15 protein-coding genes and 2 pseudogenes are annotated in these 18878 nt (G+C 75.3%); 10 read left to right on the top strand and 7 right to left on the bottom strand.

Annotated features, from left to right (window positions below):
- Positions 1 to 95: 95 nt before the first annotated feature.
- Positions 96 to 1337 (top strand): MFS transporter, encoded by a 1242-nt coding sequence (locus KPL57_RS50310; RefSeq protein WP_226350670.1) that lies wholly within the window; start codon positions 96 to 98, stop codon positions 1335 to 1337.
- Positions 1338 to 1376: 39 nt separating this feature from the next.
- Here KPL57_RS50310 and KPL57_RS50305 read toward each other — a convergent pair whose 3' ends face one another.
- From KPL57_RS50305 to KPL57_RS50295, 3 genes are all read right to left on the bottom strand, one after another.
- Complete coding sequence (locus tag KPL57_RS50305; protein WP_226350671.1) at positions 1377 to 2912, bottom strand: acyl-CoA synthetase; 1536 nt, start codon at positions 2910 to 2912, stop codon at positions 1377 to 1379.
- A 96-nt stretch (positions 2913 to 3008) separates the two neighbouring features.
- Positions 3009 to 3353 (bottom strand): Lsr2 family protein, encoded by a 345-nt coding sequence (locus KPL57_RS50300; protein WP_226350672.1) that lies wholly within the window; start codon positions 3351 to 3353, stop codon positions 3009 to 3011.
- Positions 3354 to 3572: 219 nt separating this feature from the next.
- Positions 3573 to 4712 carry an MBL fold metallo-hydrolase gene (locus tag KPL57_RS50295; protein WP_226350673.1) on the bottom strand — a complete coding sequence of 380 codons (1140 nt, stop codon included), beginning with the start codon at positions 4710 to 4712 and terminating at the stop codon, positions 3573 to 3575.
- Between the two features lie 51 nt (positions 4713 to 4763).
- On the opposite strand from KPL57_RS50295, the gene KPL57_RS50290 reads away from it, so the two are divergent.
- A complete protein-coding gene (locus KPL57_RS50290; protein WP_226350674.1) occupies positions 4764 to 5534 on the top strand; it encodes an enoyl-CoA hydratase-related protein in 771 nt (256 codons plus the stop codon).
- A 109-nt stretch (positions 5535 to 5643) separates the two neighbouring features.
- On the top strand, positions 5644 to 6135 hold the full coding sequence (locus KPL57_RS50285; RefSeq protein ID WP_226350675.1) for a MarR family winged helix-turn-helix transcriptional regulator: 492 nt from the start codon (positions 5644 to 5646) through the stop codon (positions 6133 to 6135).
- A 4-nt stretch (positions 6136 to 6139) separates the two neighbouring features.
- On the opposite strand, the gene KPL57_RS50280 is transcribed toward KPL57_RS50285, so the two are convergent.
- Positions 6140 to 7426 carry an acyl-CoA dehydrogenase family protein gene (locus KPL57_RS50280; RefSeq protein ID WP_226350676.1) on the bottom strand — a complete coding sequence of 429 codons (1287 nt, stop codon included), beginning with the start codon at positions 7424 to 7426 and terminating at the stop codon, positions 6140 to 6142.
- Positions 7427 to 8029: 603 nt separating this feature from the next.
- On the opposite strand from KPL57_RS50280, the gene KPL57_RS50275 reads away from it, so the two are divergent.
- A complete protein-coding gene (locus tag KPL57_RS50275) occupies positions 8030 to 9634 on the top strand; it encodes an AMP-binding protein (protein WP_226357473.1) in 1605 nt (534 codons plus the stop codon).
- Positions 9635 to 9652: 18 nt separating this feature from the next.
- On the opposite strand, the gene KPL57_RS50270 is transcribed toward KPL57_RS50275, so the two are convergent.
- The 3 genes from KPL57_RS50270 to KPL57_RS50260 form a co-directional block, all read right to left on the bottom strand.
- On the bottom strand, positions 9653 to 11095 hold the full coding sequence (locus tag KPL57_RS50270) for an MFS transporter (RefSeq protein ID WP_226357472.1): 1443 nt from the start codon (positions 11093 to 11095) through the stop codon (positions 9653 to 9655).
- Between the two features lie 83 nt (positions 11096 to 11178).
- Positions 11179 to 11763: a TetR/AcrR family transcriptional regulator gene (locus tag KPL57_RS50265; RefSeq protein ID WP_226357471.1), complete on the bottom strand. Its 585-nt coding sequence runs from the start codon at positions 11761 to 11763 to the stop codon at positions 11179 to 11181.
- 95 nt (positions 11764 to 11858) lie between these two features.
- Positions 11859 to 13175 (bottom strand): Ig-like domain-containing protein, encoded by a 1317-nt coding sequence (locus tag KPL57_RS50260; RefSeq protein ID WP_226357470.1) that lies wholly within the window; start codon positions 13173 to 13175, stop codon positions 11859 to 11861.
- 108 nt (positions 13176 to 13283) lie between these two features.
- Here KPL57_RS50260 and KPL57_RS50255 point away from each other — a divergent pair, with 108 nt between their 5' ends.
- From KPL57_RS50255 to KPL57_RS50235, 6 genes and pseudogenes are all read left to right on the top strand, one after another.
- Positions 13284 to 14483, top strand: coding sequence for a cysteine desulfurase-like protein (locus tag KPL57_RS50255; protein WP_226357469.1), 1200 nt, complete (start codon positions 13284 to 13286; stop codon positions 14481 to 14483).
- A gap of 23 nt (positions 14484 to 14506) precedes the next feature.
- Positions 14507 to 15703, top strand: coding sequence for an ABC transporter substrate-binding protein (locus KPL57_RS50250; RefSeq protein ID WP_226357468.1), 1197 nt, complete (start codon positions 14507 to 14509; stop codon positions 15701 to 15703).
- Positions 15700 to 16818: an iron ABC transporter permease gene (locus KPL57_RS50245; protein WP_226357467.1), complete on the top strand. Its 1119-nt coding sequence runs from the start codon at positions 15700 to 15702 to the stop codon at positions 16816 to 16818. The genes KPL57_RS50250 and KPL57_RS50245 overlap by 4 nt, the downstream gene beginning before the upstream one ends.
- Positions 16815 to 17612: an ABC transporter ATP-binding protein gene (locus tag KPL57_RS50240; RefSeq protein ID WP_226357466.1), complete on the top strand. Its 798-nt coding sequence runs from the start codon at positions 16815 to 16817 to the stop codon at positions 17610 to 17612. Before KPL57_RS50245 ends, KPL57_RS50240 begins: the two co-directional genes overlap by 4 nt.
- Positions 17613 to 18081: 469 nt before the next feature.
- A pseudogene (locus KPL57_RS72980) lies at positions 18082 to 18420 on the top strand (uridine kinase); the annotation flags it as partial.
- Between the two features lie 220 nt (positions 18421 to 18640).
- A pseudogene (locus tag KPL57_RS50235) lies at positions 18641 to 18878 on the top strand (uridine kinase); the annotation flags it as partial.

The following is an 18878-nucleotide window of genomic DNA, read 5'->3' as shown; positions in this document are numbered from 1 at the left end:
CCACCGGTGGCCTCCCGAGCCTCGACTGCCCCGCCACTGTGGTCCCGCTCACCCCGGTGGGGCAAGATCACGGCCCGCCGTGCAGGGTGACGCCGGTGAGCACGACCCCCGACGGAGCCGACCCCGACGGAGCCGACCCCGACGGAGCCGACCCCGGCGGTGCCGTCCCCGACGGCACCCGGCGGCTCCGGCTGCTGCAGCTGGCGTCGCTGACGAGCACCGTCGACCGGTTCGCGATCGCGCCGCTGCTGGTGCCGATCGCCGCGTCGTTCTCGGCGCCGCTGGCCGCGGCGGCCGGTGCGGCCGGGGGCTACTTCCTCGCCTACGGCCTCATGCAGGTCGTGTGGGGGGTGCTGTCCGACCGGATCGGCCGGGTCCGGGTGATGCGCCTGGCCCTGGTCGGCGCGGTGCTGGGCGGGGTCGCCTCGGTGCTGGCCCCGACGCTGGCGGTGCTGGTCGTCGCCCGGGTCGTCACCGGCGCGTGCACGGCGGCGCTGATCCCGGCGGCGCTGGTCTACGTCGGTGACACCTGGCCCGCCGCGGTCCGGCAGCGGCCGCTGTCGGACCTGCTCGCCGCGACCGCGCTCGGCACCGCCGTCGCCACGGCCGGGGCGGGACTGCTCGCCGACCTGGCCGGGTGGCGCGTCGTCCTCGGGACGACGGCGGCCGGCTGCGCGGTGCTGTTCGTCGCGCTGCGGGCGCTGCCCGAACCCGACGGCGCCCGCACCACCTCGCGCGGGATCGTCGACGCGGTGCTCCGCCCGCTGGCCGCGGTCGCCGGGAACGGCTGGGCGCGGCTGGTGCTGGCGCTCGCCTTCGTCGAGGGCGCCGTCGTGCTCGGGGTGCTGACCTACCTGGCCCCGTCGCTGCAGGCCGGGGGCAGCTCCGCCGCGCTCGCCGGGCTCGCCGCCGGGGGCTACGGCGTCGGCGCGGTGCTGTTCTCCCGGGTCGTGCGACGCCTGGTCGGGCGCCTGCGCCCGGCCGCGCTGGCCGGCACCGGCGGCGGGTTCCTCGTCGTCGCCTGGGTGTTCCCGCTGGTCGTCGTGCACCCGGTGACGGTCGCCGCGGCCGGGCTCTGCCTGGGTGGGGCGTGGGCGTTCCTGCACTCGACCCTGCAGACCTGGGCGACCGAGGTCGTCCCGCAGGCCCGCGCGACCGCCGTCGCGCTGTTCGCGACGCTGCTGTTCCTGGGCAGCTCGGCCGGGACCACGCTGGGTGCCCCGCTGGCCGACGCCGGGCGCTTCGCCCCGCTGTTCGCCGCCGCCCTGGTGGCCTCGGTGCCGCTGGCGCTGGTCGCCGCCTGGACCCGCGCCCGCTACGCCCGCCGGGCCACCTGACCTCCCCCGCGCCGCGGGCGACGCGGGGGAGTGGCGTAATCACACGTAGCGGTCGCGCAGCTCCCGCTTGACCAGCTTGCCGGTGGGGGTGCGCGGCAGGAAGTCGGTGAAGTCCACCGACGACGGCGCCTTGTAGTGCGCGATCCGCTCCCGCACGAAGTCGATCAGCTCGCGCTCCAGCTCCGGGCCGGCGTCGACGCCCTCCGGGGGCTGGACGACGGCCTTGACCTTCTCGCCCATCTCGTCGTCGGGCACCCCGATGACGGCGACGTCGAGCACCTTCGGGTGCAGCGCGAGGGCGTCCTCGACCTCCTGCGGGTAGATGTTCACCCCGCCCGAGATGATCATGAACGCCTTGCGGTCGGTGAGGAAGAGGTAGCCGTCCTCGTCGAGGTAGCCCAGGTCCCCGGTGGTGGTCCAGTTCTCGTGCTCGGGGTGGGTCGCGGCGAGGGTCTTGCCCGGGTCGTTGTGGTACTCGAACGGCCGGACGTCGCGCTCGAAGTAGACCGTCCCGATCTCGCCCGGGGCCAGGACGGCGCCGGTGTCGTCGGCGATCCAGATGGTGCCGAGCCCGGCGCGCCCGACCGAGCCGGGACGCTCGCTCCACTGCGCCGAGTCGATGAAGGTGATGCCGTTGGACTCGGTCGCGGCGTAGTACTCGTGCAGGACCGGGCCCCACCAGTCGATCATCGCCTGCTTGACGTCCACCGGGCACGGCGCGGCCGCGTGGATCGCGACCCGCATCGAGGACACGTCGTAGGAGGCGCGGACGGACTCCGGGAGCTTGAGCATCCGCACGAACATCGTCGGCACCCACTGCGAGTGGGTGACCGAGTACTTCTGGATCAGCGCCAGCGCCTTCTCGGGGTCGAAGCGCTCCATCACCACGACGGTGCCCCCGAGCGCCTGCACCGTGGCGGTGAACCGCAGCGGCGCGGCGTGGTAGAGCGGGGCCGGGTTCAGGTAGACGGTGTCGGTGTCGAAGCCGTACATCGACCCGAACAGGGCCTGGTAGGTGTCGCCCGGCTCGTCGACCTGCCGGTCGGGCAGCGTCGGCTTGATGCCCTTGGGGCGGCCGGTGGTGCCCGAGGAGTAGAGCATGTCCGCGCCGCGCGGCTGGTCGGCCGGCGGCTCGGCGGACACCGCGGCGAGGGTCTCGTCGTAGTCGGCGTAACGCGACGCACCGGGGATCTCGCCCCCGAAGGCCAGCCGCACCGGGGTGTCGACGTGGTCCTCGATCGCCGCGGCCAGACCGGCGACACCGGCGGAGACGACGAGCGCCTTCGCGCCGCAGTCCCGCACGATGTAGGCCGCCTCGGGCGCGGACAGGTGGTGGTTCACCGCGGTGATGTAGAGCCCCGACCGCTGGGCGGCCCAGTACACCTCGTAGACCCGCGCGGTGTTCTCCGCGACGAGCGCGACGACGTCGCCCCGCTGCAGACCGGCCGCACGCAGGTGGTTCGCGAGCCGGGCGGACCCCTCCTCCAGCTCACGGAAGGTCAGGGTCGCGCCCGAGCCCCCCATGATCACGGCCGGCTTGTCGGGGGTCGTCGCGGCATGCGTGCCTGGGTACATCGGGGCCTCTCCGTCGGGGCGCGCCGCGTATCGCCCGGCGCACGTCTCTCGTCGGCCCGATCCTGCCATCCGGGGCGACCCCGGCGGCGGCAGCGGTCAGGAGTGCGCGTTCTGATAGGCCTCGAGAACCGAGGACGGGATACGCCCGCGCTCGGAGATCTTCATGCCCTGGGCCACCGCCCATTCCCGCACGGCGCGGTTCGCGGCGCGTTCCGAGGCGCTGGAACCGTTCGACGACGAGGCGCCGGAAGCGGGACTGCGCCGACCGGACCCGCGACGGGCGGCCGCGACGTAGGGCGCCAACGATTCCCGCAGCTTCTCGGCATTCTTGGTGGACAGGTCGATCTCGTAGGCGCGGCCGTCGACGGAGAACTCCACCTGCTCGTCGGCCTCGGTGCCGTCGAGGTCGTCGACCAGTGTGATGGTCGTCTGCTGCGCCACGTCGTCATTCCTTCCACGGGGGAATCACCGGATCGGCCGGAGACGGGAATCGCCCGGTCGGAGCCGGAACCGATTCTTCGGGCAGAACGATAAAGGATGCCGAACCGACCTGTCGAACCCCTACCCGGAAATAGTCCGGCGCCGTCGTTTCCGGTCGGGGGATACGGCGTCCGGGCGACGGGAATGGGCGAAAAGGGTCAGCGGTGAACGTGACGCGAATCAGCGCGCGGTCGGCCACCACGGTTCGGTGGGAACCGCGGCGCGGGCGTCGTCGACGGTCGTGACGCCGGTCAGGTCGATCCGCTCGCCCGGGCGCGGCAGGGCCAGGACCACGTCCTGGTCGGCGGCGGCCTTGCGGGCCCGCTCGGCGGGCTCGTCCCACGGGTGGAAGCCCAGGTTGAACGTCGCCCAGTGGATCGGCAGCAGCACCCGGCCGCCCAGCTTGCGGTGCGCGGCGACGGCCTGCTCCGGGTCGGCGTGGATGTCGGGCCACAGGTCGGCGTAGGCGCCGATCGGCAGCACCGTCAGGTCGAACGGGCCGTGCGCGGCCCCGGTGCGCGCGTGCGCCCGGGTGGCGCCGGTGTCCCCGCCCAGGTAGGCGGTGTGCCGCGGCCCGGCGACCTTCCAGGCGGCCCACAGCGTCGTGTTGCGGCGCAGCCCGCGTCCGGAGAAGTGCCGGGTCTCCAGGCAGGTCAGCTCCAGCCCGGCGACGGTCACCACGCCCTCCCAGTCGCGCTCGACGACCCGGTGCCCGGGCACGCCCCAGGCCCGCAGGTGCGCGCCCACCCCGAGCGGGCCGACGAACACCGCGGAGGTGTCGCGGGCCAGCGCGGTGACCGTCAGGCGGTCGAGGTGGTCGTAGTGGTCGTGGCTGATCACGACGACGTCCGGGGACCCCAGCGCGGACAGCGGCCCGACCGGCGGGTGCAGGCGGCGCGGCCCGAAGCGCGGCACGGGGGAGGCGTACTCCGACCAGACCGGGTCGGCCAGTACCCGTCGGCCGTCGATCTCCAGCAGCACCCCGGCGTGGCCCAGCCAGGTCACCGCCAGCCCGGCGGGCGCGTCGGGGGTCCGCAGCGGCGCGAGCGGCACCGTGGCCGGCGCGACGCCCTCGGACAGGCGGCCCACCAGCATGTTCAGGATCATCCGGGCCGAGGCCTTGGCCCGCGGCAGACCCGGCTCGGTGTTGGCGAACACGCCGTCGACGGCGTTCGGCGACCCGGAGGCGATCCGGTGGAGCTCGCCCGCGCGGGCCCCCATGTTGCGGCGCACGTGCACGCCGAGCGCGGCGAGGGCCCCGGTCAGGGCGAGCGGGACGGACAGGACGGCCGCGGTCGGGACGCGCTTGCTGCGGGACACGATCACCACAGTACGAACGCCCGGGCCCGCTCCCCACCTACAGTCACGATCGTGACGGACGGCATGACGGGGACACGGGTGACCACCGAGCGGCACGGACACGTGCTCCTGATCCGGATGACGCGGCCGGACAAGCGCAACGCCGTCGACGCGGCGATGACGGCCGGGCTCGACGAGGCGCTCAACACCCTCGACGACGACCCGGACCTGTGGTGCGGCGTGCTCGCCGGGGACGCGACGGCGTTCAGCGCGGGCACCGACCTGGCCGCGGGCTCCGGCGGGCCGACGCCGCGCGGCGGCAACTACGGCGTCGTCCGGCGGGACCGGCGGCGCCCGCTGATCGCGGCCGTCGAGGGCGTCGCCTACGGCGGCGGGTTCGAGATCGTGCTGGCCTGCGACATGGTCGTCGCGTCGACGACGGCGCGGTTCGGGCTGCCCGAGGTCGCCCGTGGCCTGGTCGCGAACTGCGGGGCGCTGTTCCGGGCGCCGCGGCCGCTGCCGCTCAACATCGCCAAGCAGCTGCTGGTCACCGGGCGCCCGCTGGACGCCGAGCGCGCGTACACCCTGGGCCTGGTCTCCGAGCTCGTCGAGCCGGGCGGGGCGGAGGCGGCGGCGCTGGCGCTCGCGGCCGCGGTGTGCGAGAACTCGCCGCTGGCGGTGTCGGTGTCGCTGCGCGCGCTGGAACGTGTGGTGTCCGAGCCGGACGAGCGCGGCTGGAACGCCACCGAGATCGCCTCGGCGGCGATCGACCGGTCCGCGGACAAGACCGAGGGGATCGCGGCGTTCCTGGAGAAGCGCCCGCCGCGCTGGACGGGGCGCTGACCCGGCCCCGGTACGCCGCCGCGCCGGACCCCCGCCCGGTACGCCGCCGCGCCGGCCGGAGCGCTGACCCGCGCCCGGTATGTCGCCGCACGCGACTAGGCTCGTCGGCATGCCTGCCCGGACGCGACGTGAGGACCTGGTCGCGCTGCTGCAGGACTACGCGGGCGAGGCCGAGCTGCTCGGCCAGGAGTTCGCCGGGCGGCACCGGCTGCACCCCACCGACCTGCACGCGCTGCTCGCGGTGATGCGCGCGGACTCCGCGGGCGAACCGCTCACCCCGGGCGTCCTCGGTGCCCGGCTCGGGCTGTCCACCGGTGCGACGACCGCGCTCGTCGACCGCCTGGAGCGCGCCGGCCACGTGCGCCGCAGCCGCGAGTCCACCGACCGGCGGCGGGTGACCCTGCGCCAGGCCGAGAACGCCGCCGAGGTCGGCGGGGCGTTCTTCGGCCCGCTCGGTGCCCGGATGGACGCCGTGCTCGCCGGCTTCGACGACGACGAGCTCGCCGCCGCGGCCCGCTTCCTCACCGCGATGAACGCGCTGGTCGCGGACTACCGCGCCGACCTCGCCTCCGGGCCGGCGCGGAAGTCCACGCCGGCCTGAGGCATCAGGCGTTCGCCGCCGCGGTGTCCAGGTACTCCGCGAACTTGCGGCGCGCGGCCTCGGTGCGGGTCGGGACGTGCTCGGTGGGGACCTCCACCGGGGTGTAGCCGCGCAGGATGCGCCGCGCGACGGACTCCTTGTGCACCTCGTCGGGACCGTCGTAGATGCGCGCGGCCCGGGCCGCTCGGTACATCTGCTCCAGCGGCAGGTCCCCGGAGAAGCCCAGCGAGCCGTGCACCTGGATCGCACGGTCGATCACGTCGTGCAGCACCTTCGCGCCCCAGTACTTGATCATCCCGATCTCGATCCGGGCGTTCGAGGCGCCGACCTGGTCCATCGTCCACGCCGCGTGCAGGGTCAGCAGTCGCGCCGCGGCCATGTCCGCCGCCGACTGCGCGATCATGTCCTGCACCATCTGCTTGTCGGCGAGCCGCGTGCCGCTCGCCGTCCGCGACACCGCGCGCTCGCAGAGCATGTCGAACGCCCGCCGGGACTGGCCCAGCCAGCGCATCGCGTGATGGATGCGCCCCGGGCCGAGCCGCTGCTGGGCGAGCCGGAACCCGTCGCCGGGGTTGCCGACGAGGTTCGTCGCCGGTACCCGGACGTCGCGGTAGAACACCTCGGCGTGGCCGCCGTAGATCTCGCCGCCGACGTCGGGGTGGTCCATCACCGGGATGTCGCGGGCGACGTCGAGGCCCGGGGTGTCGGTCGGGACGACGATCATCGAGGCCCGCTGGTACGGCGGCGCGTCCGGGTCGGTCACCACCATCGCGATCAGGAAGTCCGAGCCGGTGGCGTTCGAGGAGAACCACTTGTGACCGTTGATGACGTAGTCGTCGCCGTCGCGCACGGCCCGGGTGGACAGCATCGTCGGGTCCGCGCCGGCGCCGGGCTCGGTCATCGAGAAGCAGGACCGCAGCTCACCGCGCAGCAGCGGGTGCATCCAGCGTTCCTTCTGCTCCGGCGACCCGCCGATCGCGAGCAGCTCGGCGTTGCCCGAGTCGGGGGCCTGGTTGCCGAACACCCCCGGCGCGTAGCGGCACTGGCCGAGGATCTCGTGCATCAGCCCGAGGGAGACCTGGCCGAACCCGCCGCCGCCGAGCTCCGGGGGCAGGTGCGCCGCCCACAGACCCTGCTCCTTGACCTGCTCCTTGAGCGGGGCGGTGATCCGGGCGAAGGTCTCCCGGTCCAGGTCGAGGGTCTCCAGCGGGATGATCTCGTCGCGGACGAAGCCGCGCATCCACTTCAGCTTCTCCTCGAACTCCGGATCGGTGCTGAAGTCCCACGCCATTGCGTCCGCCTCCCGACGAGCCTCGTTGCCACTGCGAACGTAACCCAGCCCGCCACGACGGGGACAGGGCCGCCGCCGAGCCGGTGGTCGACGGTGCCGGTAGCCGACGGTGCCATGTGTCGGTGGTCGGTGGTGCCGGTGGTCGGTGGTGCCGGTGGTCGGTGGTCGACGGTGCCCGTGGTCGGGCGGTGCTGGCAGCCGACGGTGCCGACAGTCGGTGGTGCCGGTAGCCGACGGTGCGGTGATCGGCGGGGCCGGTGGTCGGTGGTCGGCCGAACCGGTGATCGACAGTGCGCGCGGAGATCCGCGGCCCGCGCGTGTCCGGACGCACGCGCGGAGCGGATCACCGCGCGGACGGTGGATCACCGCGCGGGAAGCGGATCACTGTGTGGGCGCGGATCACCGCGCAGGCTGCACATCGCGCGCGGGCTGCGAGTCACCGCGCCGACGGTCCCCCCCCCGGGCGGACGGTGCCCCCCGGGCCGACGGTGCCCCCCGGGCGGACGGTGGCCCCCCCGGGCAGGCAGTGGCCCCGGGCGGGCGGCGGATCTCCGGGTGGGCGGGGCGATTGCGTGCCCGGGCGCTGCCGGGGAGGCTCGGGGGATGACCGACGAGGCTCCCGTCCCCGTCCACCCGGCGGGTGTCCCGGCCGACCTGGTGGACCTGTCCTACGAGCCGCTGACCCCCACGGCGTTCCTCGACCGGGCCGCGGCGGCGCACGGCGACCGGGTCGCGGTCGTCGACGGCGACCTGCGGTTCACCTACACCGAGTTCCGCGACCGCTGCCGGCGCCTGGCGGGATCGCTCGCCGCGCTGCACGACGGGCGCCCGGTCGCGGTCCTCGTGCCGAACACCCACGTCGGGCTGGAGGCGGCGCACGCGGTCCCGTGGTCGGGGACGGCGCTGGTCGCGGTCAACACCCGGCTGTCGGCGGGCGAGGTCGCCTACATCCTGGAGCACTCCCGCGCCTCGGTGCTGGTGGCCGACCCGGTGTTCGACGACCTCGTCGCGGAGGTCCTCGCCCGCCTCGACACCCCGCCGCACACGGTGCGGGTCGGCCCGGACTACGAGCGCCTCGTCGCCCGGGGGGAGCCCACCGCGGTGCGGCCCGCCGACGAGCGCGGCCTGCTGTCGGTCAACTACACGTCCGGGACCACCGGGAACCCGAAGGGCGTGATGTACCACCACCGGGGCGCCTACCTGCAGGCGCTGGCGATGGTCGGCCACACCGGGCTGACCGCGTCGTCGGTGCACCTGTGGACGCTGCCGATGTTCCACTGCAACGGCTGGTGCTTCCCCTGGGCGGTCACCGCGGCCGCCGCCACCCACGTCTGCCTGCCGAGGGTCGAGCCGTCCCGGATCTGGGAGCTCGTGCGCGACCAGGGCGTCACCCACCTCAACGGCGCCCCCACCGTGCTGTCGATGATCGCCTACGCGCCGGAGGCCGGGCCGGTGGAGACCCCGGTGGCCGTCGCGACCGGGGGAGCACCGCCGAGCCCAGCGATCCTGCGCCGGATGGCCGAGCTCGGGTTCGAGGTGACCCACCTCTACGGGCTCACCGAGACCTTCGGCCCGGCGATGATCTGCGACTGGCGTCCGGAGTGGAACGACCTCGACGCCGACGCCCGGGCCCGGATGAAGGCCCGCCAGGGCGTCGGGAACATGATCGCCTGCGCCGTCCGGGTGATCGACGACGACGGCGCCGACGTCCCCGCCGACGGGGAGACGACCGGCCAGATCGCGTTGCGCGGCAACAACGTCATGCTCGGCTACCTCGACGACGAGCAGGCCACCCGCGACGCCGCGCCGGACGGCTGGTTCCGGACCGGCGACATCGGCGTCATGCACCCCGACGGCTACGTCGAGCTCCGCGACCGCTCCAAGGACGTGATCATCTCCGGTGGGGAGAACATCGCCAGCGTCGAGGTGGAGCAGGCCATCGCCGACCACCCGGCCGTGCTGGAGGTCGCGGTGATCGCCGTCCCCGACGAGCGGTGGGGCGAGGTCCCGGCCGCCTGGGTGACCCTGCGCGAGGGCGAGAGCGCCACCGAGGACGAGATCGTCGAGCACGTGCGCGGGCGGCTGGCGCGGTTCAAGGCGCCCAAGCGGGTCACCTTCGCCGAGCTGCCGAAGACCTCCACCGGGAAGATCCAGAAGTTCGTGCTGCGCGACGAGGCGTGGGCCGGGCAGGAGCGCCGGATCCGGTGACCGGGCGGCGGTGACGGGTCAGGGTGCGCCGGCGCCCTCCGCGCCCGGGCGTACCGGCGTCAGGCCGGGGACCCCGCCGTCGACGACCGGCGCCGGCCGCCGTTCGGCGACGGCGAGTACGAGCGCCAGCAGCGCGGCGACGCCGGCCGACCCGGCCAGGAGCACCCACCCGGCCCGGACCGCGCCGAACTCCGATGGCAGACCGGTGGTGTGTGCGCCGATCACCGAGACGAGCAGGGCGACCCCCAGCACCGACCCGACCTGGCGGGCGGTGTTGATCAGCGACGACCCCGAGCCCCACTGCGAGGCGGGCAGGGCGGAGCCGACGACGGAGGAGAGCGTGGGCAGGATCAGCCCGACCCCGAGCCCGGTCAGCAGCTGTCCGGGGAGCATGCCGACGGCGTAGTCGGGGGTGAGGCCGAGGTGGGCCAGCCACCAGAGGGGCCCGGCCGCGAAGGACAGGGCGCCGAGCCCCGCCGTCGGACCGACCCCGATCCGCGCCGCGAGCCGCCCGGCGAGCCGCGAGACGACCACCACGACCATCGGCCCCGGCGCGAGCGCCAGGCCCGCGGCCTGCGCCGTCCAGCCCCAGGTTCCGGTCAGGTAGAGGACGTTCACGACGAGCATGCCGGCGAAACCACAGGTGAACGCGACCATCGTCAGCGCGGCGAACCCCACGGACGGCACCCGGACGACCGCGAGGTCCAGGGCCGGGACCGCGTGCCGCCGCGACCGCACGACGACGGCGACGAGGCCGAGGACCGCGACCCCGGCGGCGGCGAGCACCTCGGTGGAGAGCCAGCCCCGGTCGGGGACGCGGACGAGGGCCCAGGCGAGCGCGCCGATGCCCATGACCAGTGCCAGGGCGCCGAGCAGGTCGGGCATCCCGGTGCGTTCGAGGTCGGACTCGCGCAGCGCCCGTGCCCCGGCCACCAGCGCCACGACCCCCACCGGGACGTTGACCAGGAACACCCAGTGCCACGACGCCTGCACGAGCAGCCCGCCCAGGGGAGGTCCCAGCGCCGCGGCGACGGCCCCGATCGAGGCCCAGGCTCCGACGGCCCGGCTGCGGCGCTCGGGCGGGTGGGCGGTGAGCAGCAGCGACAGCGAGGTGGGCATGACGAGGGCCGCGCCCACGGCCTGGACCGTCCGTGCGGCGACCAGCGACCACACGCTCGGCGCCATCGCGCAGGCGGCCGACGCGAGCGTGAACACGGCGAGGCCGACCAGGAAGATCCGCTTGTGGCCGACGCGGTCGGCCAGCCGCCCGGCGAGGGCGAGGAACGCCGCGAACACCACCGTGTATCCGTTGAGGATCCACGACATCTGCCCGAGGTCGGTGCCCGGGAACGCGGCACGGATGTCGGGGAAGGCGATGTTGACGATGAACAGGTCGAGGCTGGACAGGAACGCCGCCGCCGACGTGATGAGCAGGACGACACCGGGTCTGGGGGCGGGCATGGTCGTCCTCTCGAAGCGGACCGATCGGTCCGGGGTGACGTGCGGACAGTGCGGGGTGGTACGGCGAGTGGTTCAGCGGATGGTCAGGCGCCGACGAGGCGGCGGGTGAGCGCCACGGCGGCGTCGGCGCCACGCCGGACGTCGGCCGGATCGCGGTGGGCGGCCTGCATGAACAGCCCGTCGGTGATCAGGCAGAGCTCTCCGGTGAGCCGGTCGGGGTCGTCGGCCCCGAGCTCGCCGACGAGCCGCTCGACGATCGACCGGACGTCGGCCAGGTGCCCCCGGGCGACCGCGGCCGGGGTGTCCCCGGCGATGCCGTCGTCGGGGAACTCGACGAGGTAGTTCCGGAAGGCGCAGCCCCGGGAGCCCGTGCGGGTCACCAGGTCCCCGATCTCGGCGACGAGGGCCACCAGCCGTGCGCGCGGGTCGTCGCCCGCGGCGTCGAGGGCCCGGTGGACCGCGTCCGAGCGGCGCTCGCGGACCCGGGTCAGGTAGTCGGCGACCAGGTCGTCCTTGGTGGTGAAGTGCTGATAGAGCAGGTTCTTCCCGGTGCCCGCCTCGGCGATGATCTGGTTCATCCCGATCGCGCGGACCCCGTGTGCGTAGAACAGGCGCGACGCGGTGGTGAGGATGCGCTCCCGGGTGCCCGGGGCGGGGGTGCGAGCCATGGGGCCACGGTACCGGACCGATCGGTCCCGGACCAGACGGTCCGGTTCGGTGCGGAGGCGTCCCCGCGGGCGGACCACCGGGGACGGGGGTGCGGTCAGGACAGCGCGCTGAGCGAGCGCCACTCGTCCCAGGGGATCGTCCAGTCGTACAGGTCGCCGTCGCGGGCGGTCAGCGGCTGCGAGCTGCCGGTCACCTCGACCGGGTCGCCGAACACGGCGCTCGCGAAGAACTCCTTGGCGTCGCGGGTGGACAGGTTGACGCAGCCGTGGCTGACGTTGCGGTTGCCCTGTGCCCACGACGACGCGGGGTTGGCGTGGATGAACTCGCCGTTGTTGGAGATCCGGACCGCCCAGAACTGGGGCTCGTCGACGTAGCCGTAGTCGGGGTTGCTCATCAGCACCTTCTCCGACTTGGCCATGACCACGTGGATGCCGGAGCGGGTCACCCGGCGCGGGTCGGACTCCAGGCCGTAGGAGGCGTCGTAGCGGGCGACCTCCCTGCCGTCGCGGACGACGACGATCGCGTGGCTGCGGGTGTCGGCCTTCACGATCTGGCTGCGCCCCACGGTGAAGGTCCGGTCCAGGTCCTTCGTCATGAAGGTGCCGTCGCCCAGGTCGAGTCCGCGCAGCGCGCCCCGCACGTGGACCTGCGTGTGCGCGGGCCAGTAGGCCTTCGGGCGGTAGTGCACCCGCGAGCCCTCCGCGGTGTCGGGCAGCCACGCCCAGGCGCCCTCGACCTTCCGCGACGCGGTGACGCTCAGCGCCCGCTCGACGGTGGCCTTCGCGGCGTCGGGGAGCTTCTCGCCGAAGGTGAGCACGACCGGGGCGCCGATGCCGACCTCGCCGCCGTCGCGGATGTTCATGGTGGCGTCGACGGTGTCGTCGGGGTCGACGGTGGTGAACGGGGCCGCGGGCACCGGGCGCCGGTCCTTCGGGCCCAGCACCCAGCTGCCCGACCAGTGGTAGGTGGTGGCGAGGTCCAGCGGCTCCGTGGCGGTCCAGCTGCGGCCGTCGGGGGACAGGGTGCCCGCGACGGTGACCGGCCCGTCATCGGAGTCGGCGGTGAGCGCGACCCCGTCGAGGGTCCCGGTGCTGACCTCGGTGCGGACCGGGCTGCGCGGGGCGACCGGGGCACCGCCGGCCGGGACGCTGGTGAGGACCTCGGGGACCGGGGGCGCGGGCGGCACGGCCGGCGCCGGACGGAGGCGGTCGACGGCGCCCGCGAGGTTGCGGGCCAGCGAGCCGACGCCGTCGCCGATCCGGCCGCCCGCCATCGCGGCGGTCCCGCCCGCGAGCAGCGCCACCAGCGCGACCAGCGAGATGGCGAGCACCGCCCAGGTGCGACGGTGCACCGAGCGCCGCCGCCGGCGTGGGGTGTGGCGCCCGCGCGAGTGCTCCCAGGACCTCGACATGCCGAGGATCATGGCCCGCGTGTCACCCACACGGGCGGTACGACACCCCGACGACATGTGATCGTTGCCCGGGCGCGTCCGGGGCGCCGTCGTGACAGGGTTCCGGCCATGAGCTACGACGTCGCCGCCGTCCGCAGCCGTTTCCCCGCCCTGCGCGCCGGGATCGCCCACTTCGACGGGCCCGGCGGCTCCCAGGTCCCCGACGCCGTCGCCGGGGCGGTGGCCGCCGCCATGACCTCCCCGCTGGCCAACCGCGGGACGGTCACCAGCGGCGAGCGCGCCGCCGACGCGATCGTGCTCGGCGCCCGCGCCGCGACGGCCGACCTGCTCGGCGCGGACCCGCGCGGGATCGTGTTCGGGCGCAGCATGACCGCGCTGACCTTCGACCTCGCCCGCACGCTGGCCGCGACCTGGTCCCCGGGCGACGAGATCGTCGTGACCCGCCTCGACCACGACGCGAACATCCGCCCCTGGGTGACCGCGGCGCAGGCGGCCGGCGTGACGGTGCGGTGGCTCGACTTCGACCCCGCCACCACCGAGCTCGACGACGTGACGCCGCTGCTGTCCGACCGCACCCGGCTCGTCGCGGTGACCGGGGCGTCGAACCTGGTCGGGACCCGCCCCGACCTGCCCGCGATCGCCGCCGCCGTGCACGCCGCCGGGGCACTGTTCATGGTCGACGGCGTGCACCTGACCGCGCACGCCCCGATCGACGTCGCCGCGATCGGCGCCGACTTCTACGCCTGCTCGCCCTACAAGTTCCTCGGCCCGCACTGCGGGGTGCTCGCCGCCGACCCGGCGCTGCTGGAGACCCTGCACCCGGCGAAGCTGGCACCGTCGAGCGACGCCGTGCCCGAGCGCTTCGAGCTCGGCACCCTGCCCTACGAGCTGCTCGCCGGGACCACCGCCGCCGTCGAGTTCCTCGCCGCCCTGGACCCGTCGGCGACCGGGGACCGCCGGGCGCGGCTGCAGGCGTCGATGGCCGCGGTGGAGGAGCACGAGCGGCCGCTGCGCGAGCGCATCGAGACCCACCTCGCCGCCCTGCCCGGGGTCACGGTGCGCTCCCGGGCGGCGCGGCGGACCCCGACCCTGCTGGTGACCTTCGACGACCTCGACGCCGCCGACGCCTACCGGCACCTGGCGCAGCGGCGGATCGCGGCGCCCGCCTCGTCGTTCTACGCGCTGGAGTGCTCGCGGCGGCTCGGTCTGGGGGACACCGGATCCCTGCGGATCGGGCTGGCCTGCTACACCGACGACGCCGACGTCGACCGGCTCCTGGACGGGCTCTCCGACTTCGTCGGGGCCTGATCCACATATGTGAGACTGTTCAGGTGACGCGTCCTCGGTGGGTCCTCGCGGCCCTGCTCGCACTGGCCCTCGTCGCCGGGTGCTCGGCACCCGCCGTGGCACCGCCGGCCCCCGGCGGGACCGGCGCGGCGGCGCAGGACTGCGTGCCCGGCGCCGCGTCCGCCCCGGACGACACGGTCGCCTTCACCCACGCCACCAACGTCACGATCACCGGCGGCGACGGCTACCGGGTCCTGACCGTCCGCACGCCCTTCCCGGGTGGGCAGCCGCAGTCGGTCGTGCTCGTCGGCTGCGAGCAGGGCGACCCGGCGCTGCCCGCGGCGCTCGCCGGGGCCCCGGTGGTGCACACCCCGGTGAGCGGGATCTTCGCCGGCTCGACCACCCAGCTGCCGATGATCACCGAGCTGGGCGGGCTCGACCGGATCACCGGCGTCGGCGGGGCCGCGCTGGTCACCGATCCGGCCGTGCGGGCGCGCGTCGACTCCGGTGCCGCCGTCGACTTCGCGCCGAACTCCACGATCGACGCCGAGGCCGTCGTCGCCGCCGCGCCGCCGGTCGTGCTGTCGGCGGGGACCGACGACCCGGCCTTCCCGGCGCTGGCCGCCGCCGGCATCCCGGTGGTCGGCTGGGCGGACTACCTGGAGACCGGTCCGCTCGGCCAGGCCGAGTGGATCAAGGTCGTCGGTGCGCTGACCGGGCAGGACGCCCGCGCCGCGGAGGTCTTCGACGGCATCGCGGGCCGCTACACCGACCTCGCCGGTCGCGTGCGCGGCCTGCCGCCGACCCCGATCGTCGCCGGGCAGCCCTACCAGGGCACCTGGAACGTCCCGGCCGCCGAGTCGACCGCGGGCATCCTGTTCCGCGACGCCGGCGCCACCTGGCTGGGCGCCGGGATGCCCGGCACCGGCACCCAGGCGCAGTCGCTGGAGCGGGTGCTGGCCGACGACGGCGATGCCCGCGTCTGGCTCGCCGACGGCCCGTTCGCCACGACCGCCGACGTCGCGACGCTTGACCCGCGGCTGTCCTCGCTCGCCGCGGCCCGCCCCGGCGGGCAGCTGTGGACCCGCGACCGGGCCACCACCGCCGACGGCGGCAACGCCCTCTACGAGCGCGGCGCGCTCCACCAGGACGAGATCCTCGCCGACCTCGTCGCGATCCTGCACCCGCAGGCCCTGCCCGGGCACGCGTTCACCTACTACCGGCAGGTGCCCGCCGGATGAGGCCGGCCGCACCGGCGTCGCCCGCTCCGGCGACCCGGGCCCCGGACCGGGCCGGGCAGCGCTCGGGACGCCGGGCGCCGCTGGTCCTGGCGCTGCTCGCCGCCGGGGTCGTCGTGCTGTTCGCCCTCGCCGTCTCGACCGGGTCGGTGGTGATCGGGCTCGACCGGACGCTGTCGGCGCTGCTCGGCATCGGCACCCCCGACGCCCGGCTCGACCTGCTCGTCACCGACCTGCGGGTGCCGCGGGCGGTGACCGCGACGGCCGTCGGCGTCGGGCTGGGCACCGCGGGGCTGCTCACCCAGACCCTGTTCCGCAACCCGCTGGCCGAGCCCTACGTGCTCGGGGTCAGCGCCGGGGCCGGGCTGGGCGTCGCGCTGGTGACCACGCTCGGCGCGGCCGCGGGGACCGCCGCGTTCGCCACCGGCGGGCTCGGGGCCGCACCGGTCGTCGGGGGGCGGCTCACGACCGTCGCGGCCGCGGCGGTCGGTGCCGCCGCCGTGCTCGCGCTGGTGCTGGCCCTGTCGCGGTTCGCCCGGTCCGTCACCGCGCTGCTCGTGATCGGCGTGATGCTGGGGTCGGCGGTCACCTCGGTGGTCAGCCTGCTGCTGGTCTGGACCGACCCGCGCACCGCGCAGCAGTACCTGATGTGGGGCCTCGGCTCGGTGTCCGGCGTCGGCCGCGGCGAGCTGCCGGTCCTCGGCGGGATCGTCGCCGCGGGGCTGCTGGCGGTGGTCGTGCTGGCCAAGCCGCTCGACGGGCTGCTGCTCGGCGACGACTACGCCCGCACCGCCGGCGTCGACGTCGCCCGGGTACGGGTGGTCGTGCTGCTCGTCGCCGCCGTGCTCGCCGGGACGGTCACCGCGTTCTGCGGGCCGATCGGGTTCCTCGGCATCGCCGTGCCGCACCTGGCCCGGATGGCGGTCGGCACCTCGCGGCACCGGGTGCTCGTCCCGGCCACCGCCCTGACCGGTGCGCTGGTCGGGCTGGCCTGCGCGGTCGTCGCGAACCCGCCGGGGCTGGGCACGGTCCCGCTGAACGTGGTGACCTCCCTGGTCGGGGCACCGGTCGTGATCGCGGTGCTGCTGCGCTCCCGACGCCTGGGCGCGGCCTGGTGAGCGCCGGGCTGGTGCTGTCCGGGCTCGTCGTCGGGTACGCCGAGGGCGGGGCGCTGCGCCGCGGCCGGGTGCGCCCGGTGCTGTCCGGGGTGGACGCCGTCGCCGCCCGCGGCGAGCTGACCGTGCTGCTCGGGGCGAACGGCGCGGGCAAGTCCACGCTGCTGCGGACCCTCGCCGGGCTGCAGCCCGCGCTCGGCGGGGCGGTGACCCTCGACGGCACCGACCTGCTGGGGCTGCGGCCGCCCGAGCGGGCCCGCCGGGTCGGGGTGGTGCTGACCGACCGGCCGGACCCGGGGCAGCTGACCGGCCGCGACGTCGTCGAGCTGGGGCGGCTGCCGCACACCGGCGCCACCGGCCTGCTCACCGCCGACGACGAGGCCGCCGTCGACGCCGCGATCGACGCGATCCGCGCCGGCCCGCTGGCCGGACGCCCGCTGGCCCGGATGTCCGACGGCGAGCGGCAGCGGATGATGGTCGCCCGCGCACTGGCCCAGCAGCCGTCGCTGCTGCTGCTCGACGAGCCGAGCGCGTTCCTCGACGTCTCCTCCCGGGTCGCGCTGCTCGGGACGCTGCGCCGGCTGGCGGGGGAGCAGGACCTCGCGGTGCTGTTGTCCACCCACGACCTGGAGCCGGCACTGCGTCTGGCGGACCGGGCCTGGCTGCTCGACGGCGCGGGCGCGCTGCACACGGGGACGCCCGGCGAGCTGGCCGCCTCCGGTGCGGTCGGGGCGGCGTTCGACACCGACGAGCTGGCCTTCGACGCGCCCACCGGCACCTTCCGCCTCCGCGCCTGAGACACCCGCGCCGCCCTGCCCCGCTCGCGTTCGGCCGCCCCGCCCGCGTCCGGCGCACCGCCCGCGCCGGGCCGGTTCGACGCCGGGCGGTCGCCGCCCCCACCGGACCCGCGCCGCACAGGTTCCGAGCGCACCGCACACGTCCGGGGGTGTGCGGCGGAACCGGAACCCGTGCGGCGCCGCACGTGGTGGGGTGCACCGCGGGTGCGGGGGCCGAGTGCGGGAGAGGGCGGAGCTGCGGAACGGGCGCCGCACAGTGGCATGGATCACCCGGACGGCGTCGCGATCAGCGTATGCGGGCCGGTCGTGCACGACCGGCCGCGCCGACGGCGCGGCGCCCGGAGCCGGTGCCGCAGCCCGGCCGGAGGTGCCCGTGGCGCCGCCGGGCACGACGCGACCCGGAGTCGCTAGGTTCGCGCTGGACCGCGCCGCCCGTCCGGGCGCGCGCATCGGAACACGAGGAGATGCGATGACGCACGCCGCGAGCGCGGCCGAGCTCGAGTCGCTGCTGCTGACCCGGTCGCTCGACGACCCGGAGCTCGCCGCGGCCACCGAGCGGACCCCCGACACCCGGGTCCTGCCCGACGTGTCCGTGGTCAAGGTCGGCGGGCAGAGCTTCATGGACCGCGGCCGCGAGGCGGTGTTCCCGCTCGTCGAGGAGCTGCTGGAGGCCCGGTCGGAGCACCGGCTGCTGATCGGCACCGGCGGCGGCACCCGGGCCCGGCACGCGTACTCCCTGGCCGCCGAGCTCGGCCTGCCCACCGGCGTGCTCAGCTCGGTCGGCAGCGCCGTCGCCGGGCAGAACGCCACCATGCTCGGCTACCTGATGGCCCGGCACGGGGTGCCGGTCGTCGCCGGGGGCGGGTTCGACGCGCTGCCGCTGTCGCTGTCCGAGGTCCGCGCGGCGATCTTCGCCGGCATGCCGCCGTACGCGATGTGGCAGCCGCTACCCGACGAGGGGCGTCATCCCGCCCTACCGCACCGACGCCGGCTGCTACCTGGTCGCCGAGACCTACGGCTGCAAGAACATGATCTTCGTCAAGGACGAGGACGGTCTCTACACCGCGAACCCGAAGAACGACCCGTCGGCGACCCTGATCCCCGAGATCACCGTCGACGAGCTCATCGAGCGGGACCTGCCCGACCTGATCGTCGAGCGCCCGGTGCTGGAGCTCATGCGGCACGCGACGCACGTCCGCTCGATCCAGATCGTCAACGGTCTCAAGCCCGGCAACCTCACCCGCGCGCTCGCCGGCGAGCACGTGG

It is taken from the genome of Pseudonocardia sp. ICBG601, assembly GCF_020496245.1.
Note: the sequence above shows the minus strand (reverse complement) of the source record. Positions and strands in the feature narration are given on the sequence as shown.

What these genes read in the sequence shown, in the direction of transcription:
- KPL57_RS50305 (WP_226350671.1), bottom strand. Translation starts at nt 2,912, where the DNA reads ATGTACCCAGGCACGCATGCCGCGACGACCCCCGACAAGCCGGCCGTG.
- KPL57_RS50285 (WP_226350675.1), top strand. Translation starts at nt 5,644, where the DNA reads ATGCCTGCCCGGACGCGACGTGAGGACCTGGTCGCGCTGCTGCAGGAC.
- KPL57_RS50280 (WP_226350676.1), bottom strand. Translation starts at nt 7,426, where the DNA reads ATGGCGTGGGACTTCAGCACCGATCCGGAGTTCGAGGAGAAGCTGAAG.
- KPL57_RS50275 (WP_226357473.1), top strand. Translation starts at nt 8,030, where the DNA reads ATGACCGACGAGGCTCCCGTCCCCGTCCACCCGGCGGGTGTCCCGGCC.
- KPL57_RS50270 (WP_226357472.1), bottom strand. Translation starts at nt 11,095, where the DNA reads ATGCCCGCCCCCAGACCCGGTGTCGTCCTGCTCATCACGTCGGCGGCG.
- KPL57_RS50265 (WP_226357471.1), bottom strand. Translation starts at nt 11,763, where the DNA reads ATGGCTCGCACCCCCGCCCCGGGCACCCGGGAGCGCATCCTCACCACC.
- KPL57_RS50260 (WP_226357470.1), bottom strand. Translation starts at nt 13,175, where the DNA reads ATGTCGAGGTCCTGGGAGCACTCGCGCGGGCGCCACACCCCACGCCGG.
- KPL57_RS50255 (WP_226357469.1), top strand. Translation starts at nt 13,284, where the DNA reads ATGAGCTACGACGTCGCCGCCGTCCGCAGCCGTTTCCCCGCCCTGCGC.
- KPL57_RS50245 (WP_226357467.1), top strand. Translation starts at nt 15,700, where the DNA reads ATGAGGCCGGCCGCACCGGCGTCGCCCGCTCCGGCGACCCGGGCCCCG.